17 protein-coding genes are annotated in these 20,012 nt (G+C 46.0%); 13 read left to right on the plus strand and 4 right to left on the minus strand.

Annotation, left to right across the window (positions count from 1 at the left end; genetic code table 11):
• Nucleotides 1-19: 19 nt before the first annotated feature.
• Nucleotides 20-1,225 (minus strand): cyclic di-GMP phosphodiesterase, encoded by a 1,206-nt coding sequence (locus tag ACU01J_RS16025; RefSeq protein WP_481086626.1) that lies wholly within the window; start codon nt 1,223-1,225, stop codon nt 20-22.
• A 291-nt stretch (nt 1,226-1,516) separates the two neighbouring features.
• Between ACU01J_RS16025 and purT the strand changes: the two genes are divergently transcribed.
• Nucleotides 1,517-2,692: a formate-dependent phosphoribosylglycinamide formyltransferase gene (purT, locus tag ACU01J_RS16030; RefSeq protein WP_481086627.1), complete on the plus strand. Its 1,176-nt coding sequence runs from the start codon at nt 1,517-1,519 to the stop codon at nt 2,690-2,692.
• Between the two features lie 67 nt (nt 2,693-2,759).
• On the opposite strand, the gene ACU01J_RS16035 is transcribed toward purT, so the two are convergent.
• Nucleotides 2,760-3,407 (minus strand): thiopurine S-methyltransferase, encoded by a 648-nt coding sequence (locus tag ACU01J_RS16035; RefSeq protein WP_481086628.1) that lies wholly within the window; start codon nt 3,405-3,407, stop codon nt 2,760-2,762.
• A gap of 339 nt (nt 3,408-3,746) precedes the next feature.
• Here ACU01J_RS16035 and ACU01J_RS16040 point away from each other — a divergent pair, with 339 nt between their 5' ends.
• The 7 genes from ACU01J_RS16040 (at nt 3,747) to hutH (ending at nt 12,151) form a co-directional block, all read left to right on the plus strand.
• Complete coding sequence (locus ACU01J_RS16040; RefSeq protein WP_481086629.1) at nt 3,747-4,520, plus strand: nucleotidyltransferase family protein; 774 nt, start codon at nt 3,747-3,749, stop codon at nt 4,518-4,520.
• A gap of 102 nt (nt 4,521-4,622) precedes the next feature.
• Nucleotides 4,623-5,600 (plus strand): DUF3187 family protein, encoded by a 978-nt coding sequence (locus tag ACU01J_RS16045; protein ID WP_481086630.1) that lies wholly within the window; start codon nt 4,623-4,625, stop codon nt 5,598-5,600.
• Between the two features lie 189 nt (nt 5,601-5,789).
• The gene (gene hutC, locus ACU01J_RS16050; protein WP_481086631.1) at nt 5,790-6,500 is read left to right on the plus strand and encodes a histidine utilization repressor; all 711 of its coding nucleotides are present in this window, start codon (nt 5,790-5,792) and stop codon (nt 6,498-6,500) included.
• Between the two features lie 107 nt (nt 6,501-6,607).
• Nucleotides 6,608-7,819: an imidazolonepropionase gene (hutI, locus tag ACU01J_RS16055; protein WP_481086632.1), complete on the plus strand. Its 1,212-nt coding sequence runs from the start codon at nt 6,608-6,610 to the stop codon at nt 7,817-7,819.
• A complete protein-coding gene (gene hutG / locus ACU01J_RS16060) occupies nt 7,812-8,810 on the plus strand; it encodes a formimidoylglutamase (RefSeq protein ID WP_481086633.1) in 999 nt (332 codons plus the stop codon). The genes hutI and hutG overlap by 8 nt, the downstream gene beginning before the upstream one ends.
• Nucleotides 8,811-8,900: 90 nt before the next feature.
• The gene (gene hutU / locus ACU01J_RS16065) at nt 8,901-10,598 is read left to right on the plus strand and encodes a urocanate hydratase (RefSeq protein WP_481086634.1); all 1,698 of its coding nucleotides are present in this window, start codon (nt 8,901-8,903) and stop codon (nt 10,596-10,598) included.
• A 5-nt stretch (nt 10,599-10,603) separates the two neighbouring features.
• Nucleotides 10,604-12,151, plus strand: coding sequence for a histidine ammonia-lyase (hutH, locus tag ACU01J_RS16070; RefSeq protein WP_481086635.1), 1,548 nt, complete (start codon nt 10,604-10,606; stop codon nt 12,149-12,151).
• Between the two features lie 77 nt (nt 12,152-12,228).
• On the opposite strand, the gene ACU01J_RS16075 is transcribed toward hutH, so the two are convergent.
• Both ACU01J_RS16075 and ydiJ read right to left on the minus strand, forming a co-directional pair.
• The gene (locus ACU01J_RS16075) at nt 12,229-12,690 is read right to left on the minus strand and encodes a methyltransferase family protein (RefSeq protein WP_481086636.1); all 462 of its coding nucleotides are present in this window, start codon (nt 12,688-12,690) and stop codon (nt 12,229-12,231) included.
• Between the two features lie 65 nt (nt 12,691-12,755).
• Complete coding sequence (gene ydiJ, locus ACU01J_RS16080) at nt 12,756-15,788, minus strand: D-2-hydroxyglutarate dehydrogenase YdiJ (RefSeq protein WP_481086637.1); 3,033 nt, start codon at nt 15,786-15,788, stop codon at nt 12,756-12,758.
• 202 nt (nt 15,789-15,990) lie between these two features.
• Between ydiJ and ACU01J_RS16085 the strand changes: the two genes are divergently transcribed.
• From ACU01J_RS16085 to ACU01J_RS16105, 5 genes are all read left to right on the plus strand, one after another.
• Nucleotides 15,991-16,677, plus strand: coding sequence for a DUF3334 family protein (locus tag ACU01J_RS16085; RefSeq protein WP_481086638.1), 687 nt, complete (start codon nt 15,991-15,993; stop codon nt 16,675-16,677).
• A gap of 249 nt (nt 16,678-16,926) precedes the next feature.
• Nucleotides 16,927-17,610: a DUF2786 domain-containing protein gene (locus tag ACU01J_RS16090; RefSeq protein WP_053441542.1), complete on the plus strand. Its 684-nt coding sequence runs from the start codon at nt 16,927-16,929 to the stop codon at nt 17,608-17,610.
• 143 nt (nt 17,611-17,753) lie between these two features.
• Nucleotides 17,754-18,422, plus strand: a complete 669-nt coding sequence (locus ACU01J_RS16095; RefSeq protein WP_481086639.1) for a YiaD family glycine zipper/OmpA-like lipoprotein — start codon at nt 17,754-17,756, stop codon at nt 18,420-18,422.
• A gap of 156 nt (nt 18,423-18,578) precedes the next feature.
• Entirely contained in the window at nt 18,579-19,610 is a 1,032-nt protein-coding gene (locus ACU01J_RS16100) for a tetratricopeptide repeat protein (protein ID WP_481086640.1), read from the plus strand.
• Between the two features lie 170 nt (nt 19,611-19,780).
• Nucleotides 19,781-19,966, plus strand: coding sequence for a hypothetical protein (locus ACU01J_RS16105; protein ID WP_481086641.1), 186 nt, complete (start codon nt 19,781-19,783; stop codon nt 19,964-19,966).
• Nucleotides 19,967-20,012 lie beyond the last annotated feature (46 nt).

Here is a 20,012-nt window from a genome sequence, read left to right on the forward strand (position 1 = left end):
GATGGTGTTTAGTTTTACTTTACGCTTCGTAGAAACGGGTCGCATCGACATCAAGTTGGCTTTGTGCGATAGCCTTTACTATTTTCACTTGTGAAGTCTTCAAGTTGACAAATGCAACATCAATAAAGCGCTTATATTTGATCGAGTAAAAGCATTTCACTTCAGGTTTAAGGGGCTCATTCGCGTTTGAAGTCCAAACAATACCCACTCGACCATCACTTAGCTCAACGATAGCCCCTACCGGATACACACCGATACAGTTAATGAATTTATAAACCAACTCTTTATCAAGGTGGTTTGGCGTTAAGCTGAGCAAAATTTTAAATGCTTCTGCTGGACTCATCCCTTGCTTGTAACAGCGGTCTGCCGTCAGCGCGTCATAGATATCAACAATACAGCTCATACGACCGTGTAGAGGCAGTTGATCGGCCGTTAATCCATTTGGGTAGCCCGTGCCATCAAGCTTTTCATGGTGCATGAGACACACATCTCGGCTGACATCGCTCAAGCCTTCTATAGTCACGATAATTTCACTAGCGAACACTTGGTGCAATTTCATGTGCTCAAACTCTTCGGGCGTTAATCGAGCTGGTTTGTGAAGAACCTTGTCATCAACTTTGATTTTACCAACATCATGAACAATGCCGCCGATCGCCATCTGCTTTAACATATCTCTAGGCAGCTCAAGGTACTTACCAAACGTCACCAGCAACGTGGCAACATTGACCGAATGCTCAAGTAAATCCTCATCTTTGGTACGTAACGCTGAGACACAATGCAACGCATCGGAGTGAAGCAATACAGACTCAATCAAATCATCAGCCATGCCATCGAGCTCATCCAGCTCGATTGGTTTGCCCTCAAAGGTCTGTGATAAGATTTTTTGCGCTAACCCTTTTGCATCACGAATGATTTTTTGCGCTTTTTGCTGTTGAGAAAAACGGCTAAGCTTTTTCTTCTTAACCGGCGTCTTTGCTTCTTCAACAACCTCTTCTGGCTCTAGTTCAATGGCAGGCTTAAACACGCTACCCTTTGCCGACAGTTCCGGGTCAACCCACGCAAACTTAATACCATTATCAATCAATTGTTTAATCGCCTGCTGCGACGAAACACGCCCAGCGTTAGCTAGGTTGACTCGCTTGCTATCTTCAATCGCGGTGACAAACATACCTGTCATCAGCGTATTGATAGGGATTTTCACTGAGTTTTTCGGGTCATACTGCATGAATACTGTAGCCAGTTTATTTTAAAAGTGTGATTCATAGAAATTATATCTCTAATCGCTAGGTTTTACTTAATTTGTCCCAATTTAGATACATATCCCTCAATAGCTTAATTAAAACTTGAGAACCAAATCTGTATTGTCGATTAAATAGCCATGTTTTCATCCGATTATACTAAGTGACGACATTTGATAGCCAAAATACACAAACAACGCGCGCAAACGTTTGCTTTTTCTCTTGGCTTAAGTATTATGCGTCAAAGTTATTACTCCTCTTAGACGTTAAGGTTATTTATGTTTGGTACAGCGACAGCTAAAAATTCGACACGTGTTCTGCTCTTAGGCTCTGGTGAACTTGGCAAAGAAGTCGCCATTGAGTGCCAACGCCTTGGCCTTGAAGTGATTGCCTGTGACCGCTACGAAAACGCACCAGCAATGCAAGTTGCCCACCGCAGCTACACATTGGATATGCTGGATGGTAAGGCGTTAGAAGAACTCATCGCTAAAGAACAACCTGATTACGTCGTCCCTGAGATTGAAGCCATTGCAACAGACACGCTAGTCGAACTTGAAGCTAAGGGGCTGAACGTGGTCCCTACTGCGAATGCAACCAAACTAACGATGAATCGCGAAGGTATTCGTCGCCTTGCTGCGGAAGAGCTGGAGCTGACCACCTCACCGTACCGCTTTGCAGACAACTACGAAGAGTTTGCCACCGCAGTTGAGGCTGTTGGTATTCCTTGTGTATGTAAGCCAGTGATGAGCTCTTCAGGCAAAGGCCAAAGTGTTATCAGAACGCCTCAAGACGTAGACAAAGCTTGGGACTACGCTCAAGAAGGCGGTCGTACTGGTGCGGGTCGTGTGATTGTCGAAGGCTTTATCGACTTTGATTATGAGATCACTTTACTCACTGTACGCGCGGTCGACGGTGTACACTTCTGCGCGCCAATTGGCCACCGCCAAGAAGATGGAGATTACCGTGAGTCATGGCAGCCACAAGCCATGTCTGACAAAGCGTTAGAAGCAGCTCAAGATGCGGCTAGTAAAGTAGTTAACGCACTAGGTGGGTTCGGTATTTTTGGCGTTGAACTGTTTATTAAAGGCGACACTGTTATCTTTAATGAGGTGTCTCCTCGTCCACACGATACAGGCCTTGTGACGCTGATGTCTCAAGACAGCTCTGAGTTTGCCCTGCATGTTCGCGCCTTTACCGGTATGCCAATTGCGGGCATTACTCAATACGGCCCAGCAGCATCGGCAGTAGTTTTAGGCCAAGGTACATCAACTAACATCCAATTTGATGGTTTGACAGAGGCACTGGCACAACCTCAAACACAAGTCCGTCTGTTTGGTAAACCTGATATCGATGGCCGCCGCCGTCTAGGTGTCGCTATCACGCGTCGAGACACCACCGAACAAGCTATCGAAGATGCAGTAACAAGCGCTGCTAAAGTGAAAGTGATTTACTAAACCATTTAATCTAATCGAACTTAAAAAGGCCTGGTTTAATGACCAGGCCCTTTTCGTAGTAATCATTTTAAACTTCGATGAGATACACTTCTTCAGCGAATCGAGATAGCCCTTTCTTAGCAATCTTAGGATGATCATCACCCGCTTCATCACGATAAAGCTTAGTCACTTTAAACTCAGAATAGAGTGAACGAATCTCTTGCTCCGCAACAGAAAATGGAGGACCTGCCATTTCTGATTGTTGATAATCTAAGCTTACCAACAATATACGCGCACCTGGCTTGAGTAGTGATTTGATTTTTTGCACATACTCAGCACGCATCTCTTCTGGCAGCGCCACCAAAGACGCGCGATCGTAAACAAGATCGACTGGCTGAATCGGCGCAGTAAAGAAATCGCCGGTATAAATCGACAATTCATCAAACTGAAATAGCTCATGCTGTCCATTAACTGGCATCACCATCGGAGTGTAGAAATGCTCAGCAAAGAAAGCTCGAACGGCGATGTTACTCAGCTCGACGCCTTGTACGTCTTCATGCTTGGTCGCAAGCCAAACCAAATCTTCTGACTTACCACATAGAGGGACAAATACTTTATCTTGATGATTAGGCTTAGTGTGGTTCCAATATTCGATCAATAGCGGGTTCACATCTTCCAAATGAAAACCAATCTGGTTGGCTGCCCATTTACCGTGCCAAAACTCGGGATCTCTCATTATCATTCTCATTGACTGATTTTAGTGGACATAGCCTATCTGAAAGCGCTCGCAAGTGGTATCCCCGTTTAACAACAAGATGAAAACTCTATTCAGATTAAGTTCATGTTCGCCGTTTATACTTGGTTACAAGTTAGCAATGAACCTTGATTCAACGATGAACTCTAAACAAATGCTCGGATTTTTGAGAGTGACTTCAAAGTTCAGAATAAGAGTAAGGCGGCGCTGCTTGGAATAGTAAATAGCAGCCCCATTTAATAAGTACAGATGAGTAGCGCTAGTGATTGAATCCTTTTTTCGACACCTTTAAGCTAAGCCCTACACATCTAAGGAGAGTGAATGAGCCTATTTTTGCGAACGACGGCCCTGATGCTTCTAATGCTCAGCCGCGCACCTGCATTTGCTGCTATTCCACCCGCACCAGGTAACGAGGAAAACCGTTCAACCAACCAAAACGAGGTTTGCTCGAAAGCATTCAAACATAACCTAAGTGGCCTTTACGGCATTCAATCTATTTCGTCTTCACCAATACAGCCTTATTCTGATTTCGATGTGCTTTACAGCAAAGCACACCAAGCTCAAGCCGAGCTAGAAACTCTATGTAAAAGCACCGCACTATTAACCTCAACAGAGGCTTACTTCGCTGGCGTAAAATCTTCTGAGCGTGCAAAAGAAAAAATCGCCTATGAGCTAGACGGAAAAACCGAGCGAATTACTGACCTAGCACGAGCGACTATCGTGGCGGATGATATTGAAGGTCTAATGTCAGCTTATGAAGTGTTAAACCGCGAAACGACCATCGTCAAAGTCAAAAACCGCTTCAAAAAACCAGCGGCTTCCGGATATCGCGATCTTAACCTTTTAGTGCAATTGCCTAAGACCAATCTGGTAGCTGAAGTTCAGCTCCACCTAAAAGCGATTGCAGATGTGAAAAGCGGTCCAGAGCATGCTATTTACGAAAAAATTCAAAAAATCGAACGTACCGCTGCGATCGAATCACGTGACTTCAACGAGATTGAACAAGCGCAAATCCGCAACATGCGTCGTGAATCTAAAGAGCTGTATCAAAATGCTTGGCAACCCTACATTACGACACACCTAAGCGCAGCTTAAACTCATTACGGCCTAGTTTTACTAGGCCGTAATTTTTCGCAACTTCCAAACTTTTAAACTAGCTTTTAATAGAAGGCTTAATAATAAAGTTTGGAGGCAGTTATGCGTGTATACGCTCTATTGTTCACTGCATTTGCTAGCCTTCTTATGTCTGTCAAAAGCTTCTCTGACGAGGGTTTTGGCCCAGTGCAAACCTATACTCAATCGCCGTTTCATACCAATAACCTCTCTCCGCAGCTTCGCTCTGGCTTCTCAATACCGACCTCACACTATGAGGTTTACACCGCTGGTGTTATCTCAAGTATTTGGGCTATGACGGATAAATATGAGCTCGACTATTACCAGAACCAAATTGCTCTCGGGGCTAAATGGCAGTTGAGTTCAAACTGGCAATTAGATCTTCATTATCGTTGGAATTACGCTGGCAATAATCACCTAGATGGATTGACAAAGAAGTTTCACGATGCTTTTGGTTTGGATCAGAACGGTCGAGACAATGTTGATAATAATCGCTTTGTAATTAATATGCCTGAATACGGCATTCAGATTGAGGAATTTCGAGGGGAGACGTTAAGCCATGCTTTGACCAGCTATCTTCAATATCAGCTTTATACTCTGCCACACCACGGGGCGTCGCTTGGATTGTCGCTCTATTACAACGATACTTCGCATGGCATCTTCAGTTCATCAAATTTTGAACAAGCACTGCAAGTCAACTATGGCTATGTTCGCGGCACACATTCATTAGACACGACTGCCGCTATTACTTTTCGCAGCACACCCACCGTGTTTGAACAAATGCCGTATCGTGATCGCACTTGGATGGCTGGTGCAAGTTACCGTTATCACCTCTACGACAGGCATACACTCATCGCACAGATAGTCGTATTACAAGGTGTGACGGACGATGATGGCGAATTCTCTAAGCCTTCGACCGAGTTTACCTGCGGCTATCGTTACACGCTCAAAAATACCGCAGTGGAGCTCACTGCTGTAGAGAATATGTTTAACGCTGACAACAGCACTGACATCGCTTTCGGTATCGCTTTCCGCTACCGTTTTGGCGTTGGTGAGCGCTAGATAGACAAAATGCGGTTTACCACCGAGTTAATTTCATTGTCAGTGGCACCTTTTGCCAACGAGAGAGCGACGCATACCGAAGAATGTGTACGCACTCATAACATTTAACAATCCCTGCCATCCCATCGCTTGCATTAATCGTATAAATGTATAACTATTTGTATAGTCAAATGTAGAAATGATGATTTTATGAGTAGTTCGCCTCTTTACTTGCAGATTAAGCAATATATTTCCGACCAGATCGATCAGGGTCTATGGCCAGTTGGTCATCGCATTACCACTGAGATCGAGCTAACCAAACAGTTTCAGGTCAGCCGAATGACAGTGAATAAAGCGATTCGAGATTTGGTTGCTGAAGGCCGTTTGGTAAGGCGTCCTCGACTGGGCACGTTTGTATGCACTCCTGACGACAAAGCGGAGTCGCCATTGCTTGATATTCGTAACATTGCCAAAGAAGTCGAGCAACGTGGCAAGCAATACAGCAGTAAAGTGATTAAACAGGTTTCACTCACTGCGGATGACACCGTGGCAATGAAACTTGGCGTTATGCTTGGCAGCGAAGTTTTTTATAGTGAAATCACTCACTTTGAAGATAATACACCGATTCAGCTAGAGCTGCGCTGGGTTAACGCAAGCTATGCGCCGAATTACCTAGAGCAAGATTTCTCGCAAATTACGCCCAACCAATATCTTTCGGAAAACTGTCCACTCACTGCCATCGAACATACTGTTGAAGCGATCGTTGCTGATGACGCCGTTCGCTCGGCGCTCAGACTGGCTGTCAACGAGCCTTGCCTTCTACTAAACCGTAGAACTTGGAGTGACGAACGCTTAGTCAGCACCGCATTACTCTACCATCCGGGTACAAGATACAAATTAAGCTCTAAAGTTTTGCTCTGATAAAGAATTTCATACTTTTTACTGATCACATTTTCGCAACATTAAACTTGATCAATTGACTGATTTGAATGAATAATTGTATATACATTTAAATCAGAGCAACCGATATGAGTTTTTGCAGTGATCTCGTTTTGTCGAACGCCAAGGTCGTCTCAATGACACCGGGACAAGATGGCTATGCCCTCTCCCCTCTTTGCCATTTATTGATCAAAGATGGTCGCATCGCCGCCATTTCGCAACAACCAATCGAATCGCAAAACACTTACGATTGCCAAGGTAAACTGGTGACCCCCGGTTTCATTGATTGCCACACCCACCTTATTTTCGCGGGTAGCCGCGCAAACGAGTTTGAAATGCGTCTTAGCGGCGTTCCATATCAAGAGATCGCCAAACAAGGTGGCGGTATTCTTTCCACGGTTAAAGCAACTCGCCAAGCGAGTGAAGAACAACTAACTGAACTCGCATTACCAAGACTAGATGGTTTGATTCATACTGGCGTGACCTCTGTTGAGGTTAAATCAGGCTATGGCTTAACCGTCGAAGATGAAATCAAGATGCTACGCGCTGCGAAAGCGCTCGAAGCGCATCGAAAAATCCGCGTAACTACGACACTTCTCGCAGCCCATGCACTGCCTCCGGAATATGCTGGCCACGCTGATCATTACATCGAGCTAGTATGCAAGGAAATCATTCCTTTCGTTGCCGAAGAGCAGTTGGCTACAAGTGTGGACGTCTTTTGCGAATCTATCGGTTTTAACCTGTCGCAAACAGAAAAGGTCTTTCAAGCTGCGATAGAGCATGGCCTAAAAGTTAAAGGACACACAGAGCAACTGTCTAACTTGGGTGGCAGCGCACTTACGGCGCGCTATTTGGGCCTGTCAGCAGACCATATTGAGTTTCTAGATGAAGACGGAGTTAGAGCACTCGCAAACTCAAATACCGTGGCAACGCTGTTACCGGGCGCATTTTATTTCCTTAGAGAAACCCAATTGCCACCGATTGAATTGCTGCGGCAACATAAAGTCCCTATGGCAATCGCGACAGATTTGAACCCCGGCACATCGCCGTTTGCAGATTTGACTATGATGATGAATATGGGCTGCACTTTGTTTGGTCTGACACCGGAAGAAACACTGCGCGGAGTGACCGTAAATGCAGCTAAGGCACTCGGCTATGGTGAAACGAGAGGTCAAATAGCGACAGGTTTCGATGCAGATCTGGCTATCTGGGATATCTCTCACCCTGCCGAGTTCAGCTATTTTCAGGGCGCGCCGCGACTTACCGCTCGCCTTGTGGCCGGAGAATTAGATCATGTCTAATCAAATGACAGCAAGCCAAGACTTTCATTGGCAAGGTCGCCATGACGCAGAAGATGGTGCGCAAGGTAAACGCGTCCACCACGTCGTAAGACAAGTGCAAGTGAGCGAGCTACAGCCTTACCATAATGCCGTCAGTATCCTCGGGTTTTGTTGTGATGCAGGCGTTGCTCGCAATAAAGGGCGCATCGGTGCGCACCGAGCGCCAGATTTAATCAGACGCGCTCTGGCTAATATGGCATGGCATAAAGAAAGCCATCTCATCGACTTAGGCAACGTAATTTGTGATGATGATTTACTTGAGCAAAGCCAAGACCAATGCGCCGATGTGATCGCCACTGCTCTCAAGTCTACCCCTGTGATTACTTTAGGTGGGGGCCATGAAGTTGCTTGGGCATCGTTCCAAGGGTTAGCACGCTACTTTGAGTATATTAATCCAGCCAAGCCACCTAAGATTGGCATTATCAACTTCGATGCACATTTCGATTTACGCGCCTTTGAGAGTGAGCGTGCTGAAGTAAAACCGAGCTCTGGAACCCCGTTTAATCAAATTCAAAAATATTGCTTTGAGAACAACTGGCCATTTCACTATGCCTGCTTAGGTGTCAGTAAAGCCAGCAACACTGAAGCGCTTTTCAAACGCGCGGATGAATTAAATGTCTGGTACATAGAGGACAAAGAGCTCACCCCTCTCAATCAGGTTTACCACTTAACTCAACTCCAGCACTTTATCGATAATTGTGACTTTATCTATCTCACCATCGACTTAGATGTGTTTCCGGCGGCCACGGCCCCAGGAGTCAGCGCTCCGGCGGCACGCGGGGTGAGTATTGATACCATCGCGCCTTTTATCGACCGAATTTTGCACTACAAACAAAAACTGGCCCTCGCCGATATCGCAGAGTACAACCCAACGTATGACGTAGACAGCCAAACAGCACGTCTCGCCGCACGATTATGCTGGGATATCGCCAACGCCTTTTCAGAAAAATAACAATCAACCAAATAGCGGGCAGTGAATAGGATGCATCAGCATCAAAGACCCCTATTTGTCTGAATAACGTGAACCACAAGGAGTTTTACCATGACACAGCGCCAAGTAGAGGATATGCGTCTCGATACCACAAGGACTATACGTGCCCCACACGGTACAACCTTGAGAGCGAAATCTTGGCTAACTGAAGCACCGCTTCGAATGCTGATGAACAACTTAGACCCTGACGTTGCTGAGCACCCTCACTCATTAGTTGTTTATGGTGGTATTGGCCGTGCAGCCCGTAACTGGGAATGTTATGACAAGATCGTCGAAGTACTAGAGCGTCTAGAAGATGATCAAACCCTGTTGGTTCAATCAGGCAAGCCTGTTGGCGTTTTCCCAACGCACAAAAATGCCCCTCGCGTACTGATCGCGAACTCAAACCTTGTACCTCATTGGGCAAATTGGGAGCACTTCAACGAACTCGATAAAGAAGGTCTAATGATGTATGGCCAAATGACGGCGGGAAGTTGGATCTACATCGGCTCTCAGGGCATTGTTCAAGGCACATACGAAACCTTCGTCTCGGTTGCGAAAAAGCATTTTGATGGTGAAGCCAAAGGCCGTTGGGTACTAACGGGGGGACTTGGCGGTATGGGCGGTGCTCAGCCACTCGCTGCGACAATGGCAGGCTTCTCTATGATCGCAGTTGAATGTGATGAGTCACGTATCGACTACCGCTTACGTACTGGCTATGTTGATAAAAAAGCCACCAGCCTAGATGAAGCATTAGCGATTATCTATGAATCAGAAACGCCTGTATCTGTTGGTCTACTGGGTAACGCCGCTGACGTATTCCCAGAGCTTGTTGAGCGTAACATTACGCCTGATGTTGTGACTGACCAAACATCAGCCCATGATCCACTAAACGGTTACCTACCAATCGGTTGGTCGATGGAGCATGCAGCGGGAATGCGCCAGAAAGATGAAGCTATGGTGGTTGACGCAGCAAAAGAGTCAATGGCAATTCAAGTTAAAGCAATGCTAGCACTGCAAGAACGCGGCGCAGCGACACTCGATTACGGCAACAACATCCGTCAGATGGCTCTAGAAAAAGGTGTCGAAAATGCCTTCGACTTCCCTGGGTTTGTTCCTGCTTACATTCGTCCGTTGTTCTGTGAAGGTATTGGTCCATTCCGTTGGGCAGCGCTATCTGGCGACCCAGAGGATATCTACAAAACAGACCAAAAGGTCAAAGAGCTGATCCCAGACAACCCGCACCTTCACAACTGGCTAGATATGGCGCGTGAACGAATTCAGTTCCAAGGTCTACCTGCTCGTATCTGTTGGGTCGGTTTGAAAGATCGTGAACGCCTTGGCCAGGCTTTCAATGAAATGGTTAAAAATGGCGAGCTAAAAGCGCCTGTGGTGATTGGTCGTGATCATCTAGACTCTGGTTCAGTTGCCAGCCCTAACCGCGAAACGGAAGGTATGATGGATGGCTCAGACGCGGTTTCTGACTGGCCATTAATGAATGCACTACTGAACACTGCAGGTGGAGCAACTTGGGTTTCTCTACACCACGGCGGCGGCGTTGGCATGGGCTTCTCACAGCACTCAGGTATGGTAATTTGTTGTGATGGCAGCCAAGATGCATCAGAGCGTATTGCTCGCGTTCTGCACAATGACCCTGCAACGGGTGTTATGCGCCATGCCGACGCTGGCTACGATATTGCTAAGCAATGTGCCGCAGAGCAAGGCCTAGATTTACCGATGCTAAACGAAGAGCTGCGTAAGCTTAAATAAGGATTATGAAGATGTTAAACCTCACACTTAAGCCAGGACAACTCAACCTTGCCCTACTGCGTCAAGTGAGCCGTTCGCCAATCAATCTGACCCTTGATTCAGAGGCAGTACCTGCGATTGAAGAGAGCACTCAAGTGGTTGAACAAGTTATCGCAGAAGATCGCACTGTCTATGGCATCAATACTGGTTTCGGTTTATTAGCCAACACGCGCATTGCCCCTGAGGATTTAGAAACTCTGCAAAAGAGTATTGTTCTGTCGCACGCAGCGGGTATTGGCGAGTTTATGTCTGACGAAACCGTTAGACTGATGATGGTATTAAAGATCAACAGCTTATCACGTGGTTACTCAGGCATCCGCCTAAAAGTGATTCAAGCGCTGATCGACTTGGTCAACTCTCAAGTCTACCCATGTGTGCCACAAAAAGGCTCAGTGGGGGCTTCTGGTGACTTAGCTCCCCTAGCCCACATGAGTACGGTGCTACTTGGTGAAGGTCAAGCGCGTCACAATGGCAAAATCATTTCTGGTATTGAAGCGCTTAAGATCGCCGGACTTGAGCCTATTACGCTTGCACCTAAAGAAGGCCTCGCGCTTTTAAACGGTACTCAAGCATCGACGGCTTTCGCACTAGAAGGTCTGTTTGCGGCAGAAGACCTGTTTGCATCAGCAACAGTATGTGGCGCGATGTCGGTAGAAGCCGCGCTTGGTAGTCGCCGTCCGTTTGACCCTCGTATTCACCGCGTGCGTGGCCACCGTGGACAAATGGACGCTGCCGCTGCGTATCGCCACTTACTTGATATCAACAGCGATATCGGTGAGTCGCACACTGCTTGCGAAAAGGTTCAAGATCCTTACTCGCTGCGCTGCCAGCCTCAAGTAATGGGAGCATGTTTACAGCAAATTCGAAATGCTGCAGACACCTTACAAGTCGAAGCGAACTCAGTGTCAGACAACCCATTAGTGTTTGCTGAAGATGGCGACATTATCTCTGGTGGTAACTTCCACGCAGAACCTGTTGCAATGGCAGCAGATAATCTAGCCTTAGCAATTGCTGAAGTGGGCAGTCTGTCAGAGCGTCGTATGGCCCTGCTTATTGATAGCGCACTTTCTAAGCTGCCACCGTTCTTGGTCGACAACGGCGGCGTTAACTCAGGTTTTATGATTGCTCAAGTAACTTCAGCAGCACTAGCGAGCGAGAACAAAACCCTTGCTCACCCAGCTTCGGTTGATAGCTTGCCAACCTCAGCCAACCAAGAAGATCATGTTTCCATGGCAACCTTCGCTGGCCGACGTCTACGTGATATGGCAGAGAACACTCGCGGCATTCTTGCGGTCGAATACTTATCAGCAGCGCAAGGGCTAGACTTCCGCGCGCCAAATAAGTCATCGGCTCGCATTGAAGAAGCCAAGCAGATCCTGCGTGAGAAAGTCTCGTTCTACGATAAAGACCGTTACTTCGCACCAGACATCGAAGCAGCCAATGCATTGCTTAAATTAGCGGTCCATAACCACTTGATGCCTGAGGCATTACTGCCAAGTATCAAAGTCGCCTAAGGTAATTTGAATTACACATAAATATAAAGCCCTGCAATATCAGCAGGGCTTTTCCATTACGGGCCAAATAGGCGACGCTAAATCCAACGTCTAACCCTTTGTTTGTAATCAATATATGATGCGCCAAACAGAGACTCCAAAGCACGCTCTTCAGGTCGGATTTGGAAACGATTCATATACAGTACAAAAGTGAAGGAAAACGCGATTGATATGAGGTTTTGTTGCCAATAAGCAAAACCGAATAGAAGCAGAAACAGACCGAGATACATTGGATTACGTGTGTAGGCGAAAATGCCACTATCCACCACAGTAGAAGCCGTATCTACTTTTACCGGGTTAACCGTCGTATGAGCTCGTCTGAACTCATACACGCCGGCGATACCGACAAAGCCCGCCAAAACAAAGCAGACTAAAAACACCGCTAAGCTCAGCGGCAAATTTACCTTAAAACGAACAAACTCATGGCTGATGTGATTGATGGCAACTACAAATAAGATAAACAAAGCTACAGGCGGGATCTTTCTCTCTAATACATCCATGTACATTCCCTATAATTGAGTTACCTATAAAAATAGCTCAACCACGAAGGCTGAGCTATTCAGATTTATACTATCTTCAGTAATGCTTGTAGCGGATGCTGAACCTTTTCCTGCTCAAAGCGCTTCACTTGGCTTCGACAAGAATAGCCCGTCACAAGGCAACGCTCTTTCGGTAAGTCTTGCAACCTTGGCTTCCAGCTTAGGGCATAAATATCCTTCGACATTTGCAGCTTATCAACTTCATGGCCAAACGTACCCGCCATGCCACAACATCCGACCGGAATGGTATCTAACCGAGCGCCAAAGTGGGCAAAGATCGCTCCCCACTCTTTCTCAGCGTTTGGCATCTTGGTCTTTTCTGTACAGTGGGCAAACAAGTACCAAGGCTCATCACCATTAGGTGCTTGCTGTTCAAACTCGGCTAACTTCGGCTCTAGCCATTCGTGCACCGTTAGGACTTGGAAGTCACCACGTTTTTCTTGTAGCACCTCTTGGTACTCATCTCGATAACAAAGCACTAAAGCAGGATCGACACCCACTAAAGGAATATTGACGTCCGCTACTTGTTGCAAGAACGCCGCGGTATTTTTCGCATTGTCGGCAAATTTCTTAAGGAAACCTTTCACATGCTGAGCTTTACCATTTGGCTTAAACGGTAGTAATACCGGTGTCTTACCCAACTTACTCACTAACGTAGCAAAATCTTCGACTACTTGAGCGTCGTAGTAACTCGTAAATGGGTCTTGAACGATCACAACGTGATTCGCTTTGTCTTCCTTTGATAACGCCGCTAGCGCTTGAAGATCAAACGCTTTAAGCCCTGTAAGTCGTTTGCTCAAGGTAGGAATAGAAAGCAGCGGCGAATCCACATAGCCAACCGACTTAGCGGTGATGTCTTGAACCCATTGCTGCTTTAACGCTCCATTAACCAGCTTAGGCGCTTTGGCTAATATCGGTAGCATACTTTCAATGTTCGCCACTAAGTAGTCTTTAGCTGGACGCTGGTAACGTGAGTAGTAGATATTTAAAAAGCGTGAACGGAAACTTGGTACATCGACTTTAATCGGACATTGGCTCGCACACGCTTTACAAGCTAAACAGCCATTCATCGCTTCATATACTTCATGAGAAAAGTCATACTCATGACGCTTATTTAAACTATTACGAACGCGATCTATCATGCTCTTGATTGAAGCGCTCTCTTGCAAGGACTGCTTTTCTAGGTCGAGAATATCAATGCCTTGATCGGTAAGTTGACGGAGCCACTCACGCACCATGCCTGCGCGCCCTTTTGGCGAATGTCTTCTATCCGCGGTCACTTTCATCGACGGACACATTGGCGACGAGGTATCGTAGTTAAAACATAAGCCGTTGCCGTTACACTCCATCGCTTGCTTGAAGCTATCACGTACTTGTACGTCGATTTGGCGATCATAGTAGCCACGTTTGGTATCGGTCACTTTGACCAGTTCATGGTTACTTTCCAGCGGCGTACAGATCTTACCCGGATTCATCTTATTGTGCGGGTCAAATGCAGACTTGACTCGACGAAGCTCAGTAAACAGCTCTTCACCAAAGAACTCAGGACCATACTCTGAGCGGAAGCCTTTACCATGCTCGCCCCACATCAAACCGCCATATTTAGCCACCAGCTTGACCACATCATCCGAAAGCTCATGCATCAAAGATTCTTGTTTCGGGTCGCATAAGTCTAGCGCCGGACGAACGTGCAAGACACCCGCATCGACGTGGCCAAACATACCGTAGTTGAGCGATTTAGCATCAAGTAACTCTCTAAACTCAACAATAAAATCGGCTAAGTTCTCAGGCGGCACACAGGTATCTTCTGCAAAGGCAACAGGCTTTGCTCGCCCTTTTGCTGCGCCAAGCAAACCCACGGCCTTTTTACGCATGTTGTAGATACGACCTATACTCGCCACATCGCTACACACTTGATAGCCAATAATGCCCGCTTCATTGCTCTCCATCATGGCATCAAGACGCAAACTCAATGCTTCAACTTGAGCACTGACTTCTTGCTCATCTTGCCCGGCGAACTCAACCATGTTGATGCCCTGCATATCTTTTCCGGGAACATCGGTAAGTAAATCGCTGACGGTATGCCAAACAATATCTTGCTTAGCTAAATTCAATACTTTTGAGTCAACCGTTTCGACCGACAGTGCGTTTGCTTCGACCATAAAAGGTGCGTTACGTAGAGCCGATTCAAAACTGTTGTACTTAACGTTCACCAAGGTGCGCGCTTTCGGGATCGGGGTAAGATTAAGCTTAGCTTCGGTGATAAAGGCCAAAGAGCCTTCAGCGCCACACAGCACGCGAGTAAGATCAAATTGATCTTGTTCTACGTCTAACGCGTTTTTTAAGTCATAGCCAGTTAGGAAGCGATTAAGTGGTGGAAATTTTTCGTCAATCTGAGCGCGCTTATCGCGGCACACTTTTTCTGTCGTATGGTACGCATTAAACGCATACTCGCCCTCTTCCGGCATCCCGCGAGATAAATCTGATTCAAGAGACGAACCATCAGCAAAGACCGCTTGCAAAGAAAGAACATGATCAGAGGTTTTACCGTACTTTAAAGAACCTTGACCCGATGCGTCGGTGTTGATCATACCGCCAAGTGTCGCACGGTTACTGGTTGATAGGTCGGGAGCGAAAAAGTATCCGTAAGGGCGAACTGCATCATTAAGCTGATCTTTGACCACGCCAGTTTGAACACGAACCCAGCCTTCATCCTCATTGATTTCAAGGACTTTATTCATATGACGCGACAAATCAACCACAATACCCTTGGTCAAAGATTGACCATTAGTTCCAGTCCCGCCCCCGCGAGGAGAAAAGGTAACGCGTTCATATTTGGAATCGTTGCTCAGCTTGCCTATTAACACCACGTCTTGGGTTGTTTTTGGGTGCACTACAGCTTGAGGTAATTGCTGATAAACACTGTTATCAGTAGCAACCGCTAGACGACTGGAAAACTGACTTTCAATATCGCCTGTAAAGCCATCGGCTTCGAGTTCCTTTAGAAAAGTGAGTACAATCGGATCCACATCCGACTGAGAATGTAATCTTGGTAACATTGGCTTCCTGCTCCCTACGACACTGATCCAATCAGCACTGGGTTCGTTATAATTTGAACTATTATTTGAATCTCGTCACTTTACAACATTTAAAAGGGTGATCAAAACAGAAATGCAGTGCGACAATGGAACTTATCGCATTTTTTTCCCACACTTAAAATGAATAAAAACAATTTAAAGTGTTTCTATGAGCGAATCATCAATGAAAAAAAATAAAGTTGTCACCACAGAAGATATTCTATTAAAGCTATGCAAGTCCGTTTCTGGTGTATTGAGCTCTGCTACAAGCTCGCAAATTACGTACTCAGCCATGGTGCAAAAAATCACCAAGACAAGTTTGAAACCTGACTTCGGTTGTTTTGTACTTTTCGATGGTGGCTTCTCAGGTCTAGTAGTTATTAACTTCACCTCTAAAGCGGCTCTAGAAGTTTACAGAAACTACATGCGCAATATGGGCATGCCTGAAGAAGAGCTTGCTGTCCTACACACCTCTGATGAGGTTGCGGATGTACTTGGGGAGTTGATGAACCAATTAGTGGGTAACTTTACCAATCAAGTTCGTAAAGACCTACACACGCACATCACGCAAAACCAACCGAAAATGCTCGCCCTGAATAAACAGGTGAACCTCTCGGTTGATACAAACCTTGATCGTCCACAAGCTCGTCGTGTGACCTTTTCTACCGACCAAGGCAACATTTTCTATTTAGAGCTTGCGATGGATAAAACTGAGTTTATTCAGTTAGAAGAGTTTGAGTCGGCTGAAGACGAGTGCCCAGATACTATTCTAGAAAAAGCTCAGCAAAAAATGAAATCGAATAAAGAGATAAAGTCTGAATCGGCGAGTGGTGCCAATGCAAACGACTTACTTGATGAGCTAGGTATCTAACTCGTTGCTTGTCCGTCACCTTTAGATTGCGCTACCACATTTGGGTGGTGGCGCGTTGTTGGTGTTTATAACCTATTTGCTATGAAAAACGGCACATACCACCCGCTTGTATTCGTTACTGTACCCTGTCGCTACCATTGCTTTGATCTCATCTGACATCCACTGTTCTTCCATTGGATTATTTCCGTTTTTGCTCATAACACGTTAAAATGGCCGACTTCGCAAAATTAATGAGATTTGTTCCGGTCAATGGATAAACAGAAAGCCCTTAAAAAAATTGCAAAATGTTTAGAGCTTGGTAACTCAGCCAACGTAAACGAAGCAGCAAATGCGATTAAAATGGCTCATCGTCTAATGCTGAAATACGGCCTAGATAAAGACGATATCGAGTTTATCAAGATGGGCAAAACTCAATCGACGCACCTACTCCCTGCTAACGTCGGTTCCAATATCCTCCGAATCATTCGAGGTATTAACACTAAATTTGGTGTTGAAGCGGTACTGCTGAATCACAAAGGGTTAAAGCGTGTCGAGTTTATCGGTGAAGCAGACCGAGCAATCTTTGCCGCCTTTGCGTTCGATATCATTTACCGCGAAATGAACGAGCAAACAGGTAAGTTCCGCAACGGCTTTGCGGGCTCTGGCACGTCTAATGCTGAAGTTACCCGACGTGTGAACTCATTTCTGTCTGGCTGGGTTGAAGGCGCGCTTGAAAAGCTCCCTATCATCAGCCCTGACGAAGACTCAGCAAAGAAAATTGATGATTACATCGATAAAGAGTTCAAAAACATTGATCGTGAGACCTTTAAGCAGCAGCTAAGAGAAGCGATGAAAAACCTGACTGATGACTATGAAGTCGGTTTAAAGAAAGGTCGCACTGTTTCAGTCAGCCGCCCAATCAATGGTGCACAAGCGCCGAAGATGCTCAGATAGAACCAAAAAATACCGCCAATTGTCATATTGTTTCAAATTATGCTTTTTCGATTTGACATAACGAATATCATAAGGTTTATTCTCTGTCGATCGAAAACCCGTATGTATTACGGGAAGCTAGCATAATACACGGAGACGTAATCGTGAAAAAATTAACACTCGCATTGGCTGTCGCAATCGCACTTACTGGCTGTCAAGCCACTCAACGCCAAAACGCGACCACTGGTGAATCAGAAACTAACTCAGCAACGAAAGGCGCATTGTTTGGCGCTCTAGCGGGTGCTGCAGTTGGCCTAGCTACGGGTGATGACGCTAATGAACGTCGCAAGCACGCATTAATTGGTGCAGCAGGCGGCGCAGCTATTGGTGGCGGCGTAGGTTACTACTTTGACCAGCAAGAAGCAGCACTTCGTAAGGAGCTGCTAGACTCAGGCGTTCAAGTAGAACGCGTTGGTGAAAACCAACTACTGCTTCGCCTAGAAAATGGCATCGGCTTCCATTCGAGCTCTTACGCGCTTGACCCAAGCATCCACAACACTCTACGTGGTGTTGCACGCATCCTAGTTGAATACCCAGATACTAGCCTAGTGATTGATGGTCACACAGACAGCACAGGTAGCGATACAACGAACCAAGTGCTATCTGAGCGCCGTGCTGAATCTGTACGTTCATACCTAGTGTCTCAAGGTGTAGCGGCTGGTCGCGCTGTAGCTCGTGGTAATGGTGAGCGTTACCCACTATGCACTAACGACACCACAACAGGTCGTGCATGTAACCGTCGAGTAGATATCCAAATCCTACCGCTTAAATAAATAACAGCGTAACAGTACGGCGAATTATAATTGGCTTCTTCGCAAGCCAATTTAGCCTTGGTTACACAATTTTCACTCATCTTGCTCTATCTCTGCGTACTAATTGATATACTTAACCAATAGTTAAGCTGGTTTAAGCCGTTTTCGAGGTCACTTTTGCGTACACTCTCCCTACTTTTATTATTTCTATCCTCTTCATGCCTAGCGCAATCAATCGAAGAGCTTATCCAAAGTGCGCAAAACCAAAACGTCCAAGCCCAGCTAGAACTGGCCAACCGGTATTTGACGGGTGAGCAAGTCGAACAATCGCAATCAGAAGCGTTCTATTGGTACCAACAAGCGGCAAAAAATGGCGACAGTAATGCAGCCGCTGCCTTGGGACAAGCCTACTTGATGGGTGATGGAACCAAAGCAGACACTGAAAACGCTATTTTCTGGCTAAGCCATGCGGCAAGTAACGGCAGTTCAGATGCCGCTAAGTCACTTGGAAAACTATACGAAGAGCTTAAGCAGGGTCCTAATGCTCTCGATCTCGCTGAGTTATGGTACCAACAAGCCTCGCGTACTGATCCGCAAGCAGAAGAAGACTACGCGCGTGTATTGGAAGCGCAATTCAATGCACGTCGAGCAAAACAGGTCGCGGCTATTGATCAGCTTGAAGTGGCCTTTGATACGACTGATATTGAAGTGAGTCCGAAAGCGCAGTCGGTAGCCAACAGCCAAGATGCGCAGAATATGACGTTATATGGAGTTGTTGCTCTGCTCGGCACAAGCGTACTCATTATCGGTTGGCTATTTCACCGCAATCAGCGTCTTTCACTCTCATCAACCGAACTCGACGATGAAGCTAAGCGAAAACAGGTTAAGCTAGAGCGAGAGCTAAAACGAAAAAATGAACTAGTAAAGCAGCAAAAGCGCCAGTTAGAGACACTCTACCGCCATATCAAAAAACTACAGGCAACAGCACCTAAAGCACATAGTGCAGATTCTAACTCTAAAGACAAACCACTCAGCCTCGCCTGCGCGTTATTTGGTTATAGTCCGAACGCAATTCCCGATGAAAAGCAGGTAAAAGCCCGTTACAAGCAATTGTCTAAAATCTACCATCCGGATTTGAAAGGCAGTGATGCAGAAATGAAACGTTTAAACCAAGCGTTAAAACTAATCCTTAAAACTATTAATAAATAGTTACAGAATGCATCTCAGTAAGTGGTATAAATACGACAAGCCTTGCAATACTGGGCAGCGCAATCGATCCCCCTCCCATTAAAGATAACAAAAGCTTAACCAACCTATGTTCCCTATGCCATAATTTGCCGCGAAAATAACACCTAAATTATAAAGGTGAGGAGAGTATTATGTTTACGATCGAAGGCATCTGTGACTGGTGTAAAAAACCAAGTATGCTTGCCAAGCATGAGTATGTTGATGGTTTGTGCCACCACTCATGCCAAGAGTGCAATGATTTAGCGACATTAGACGTACGTCAGTTTAACATTGCCGAGCTACAACAAAGAGAGCGTAATCCTAACGCTTTATGCTAAGTTGTTCGCTTCTCCAAGAAGATATAAGGGCCGCCATTGAGTGGCC

It is taken from the genome of Vibrio sp. 2433-A1, assembly GCF_056726085.1.

Bases quoted from the DNA above. Each gene is read 5' to 3' on its own strand.
- ACU01J_RS16025 (WP_481086626.1), bottom strand. From the start codon at position 1,225: ATGCAGTATGACCCGAAAAACTCAGTGAAAATCCCTATCAATACGCTG.
- purT (WP_481086627.1), top strand. From the start codon at position 1,517: ATGTTTGGTACAGCGACAGCTAAAAATTCGACACGTGTTCTGCTCTTA.
- ACU01J_RS16035 (WP_481086628.1), bottom strand. From the start codon at position 3,407: ATGAGAGATCCCGAGTTTTGGCACGGTAAATGGGCAGCCAACCAGATT.
- ACU01J_RS16040 (WP_481086629.1), top strand. From the start codon at position 3,747: ATGAGCCTATTTTTGCGAACGACGGCCCTGATGCTTCTAATGCTCAGC.
- ACU01J_RS16045 (WP_481086630.1), top strand. From the start codon at position 4,623: ATGCGTGTATACGCTCTATTGTTCACTGCATTTGCTAGCCTTCTTATG.
- hutC (WP_481086631.1), top strand. From the start codon at position 5,790: ATGAGTAGTTCGCCTCTTTACTTGCAGATTAAGCAATATATTTCCGAC.
- hutI (WP_481086632.1), top strand. From the start codon at position 6,608: ATGAGTTTTTGCAGTGATCTCGTTTTGTCGAACGCCAAGGTCGTCTCA.
- hutG (WP_481086633.1), top strand. From the start codon at position 7,812: ATGTCTAATCAAATGACAGCAAGCCAAGACTTTCATTGGCAAGGTCGC.
- hutU (WP_481086634.1), top strand. From the start codon at position 8,901: ATGACACAGCGCCAAGTAGAGGATATGCGTCTCGATACCACAAGGACT.
- hutH (WP_481086635.1), top strand. From the start codon at position 10,604: ATGAAGATGTTAAACCTCACACTTAAGCCAGGACAACTCAACCTTGCC.
- ACU01J_RS16075 (WP_481086636.1), bottom strand. From the start codon at position 12,690: ATGGATGTATTAGAGAGAAAGATCCCGCCTGTAGCTTTGTTTATCTTA.
- ydiJ (WP_481086637.1), bottom strand. From the start codon at position 15,788: ATGTTACCAAGATTACATTCTCAGTCGGATGTGGATCCGATTGTACTC.
- ACU01J_RS16085 (WP_481086638.1), top strand. From the start codon at position 15,991: ATGAAAAAAAATAAAGTTGTCACCACAGAAGATATTCTATTAAAGCTA.
- ACU01J_RS16090 (WP_053441542.1), top strand. From the start codon at position 16,927: ATGGATAAACAGAAAGCCCTTAAAAAAATTGCAAAATGTTTAGAGCTT.
- ACU01J_RS16105 (WP_481086641.1), top strand. From the start codon at position 19,781: ATGTTTACGATCGAAGGCATCTGTGACTGGTGTAAAAAACCAAGTATG.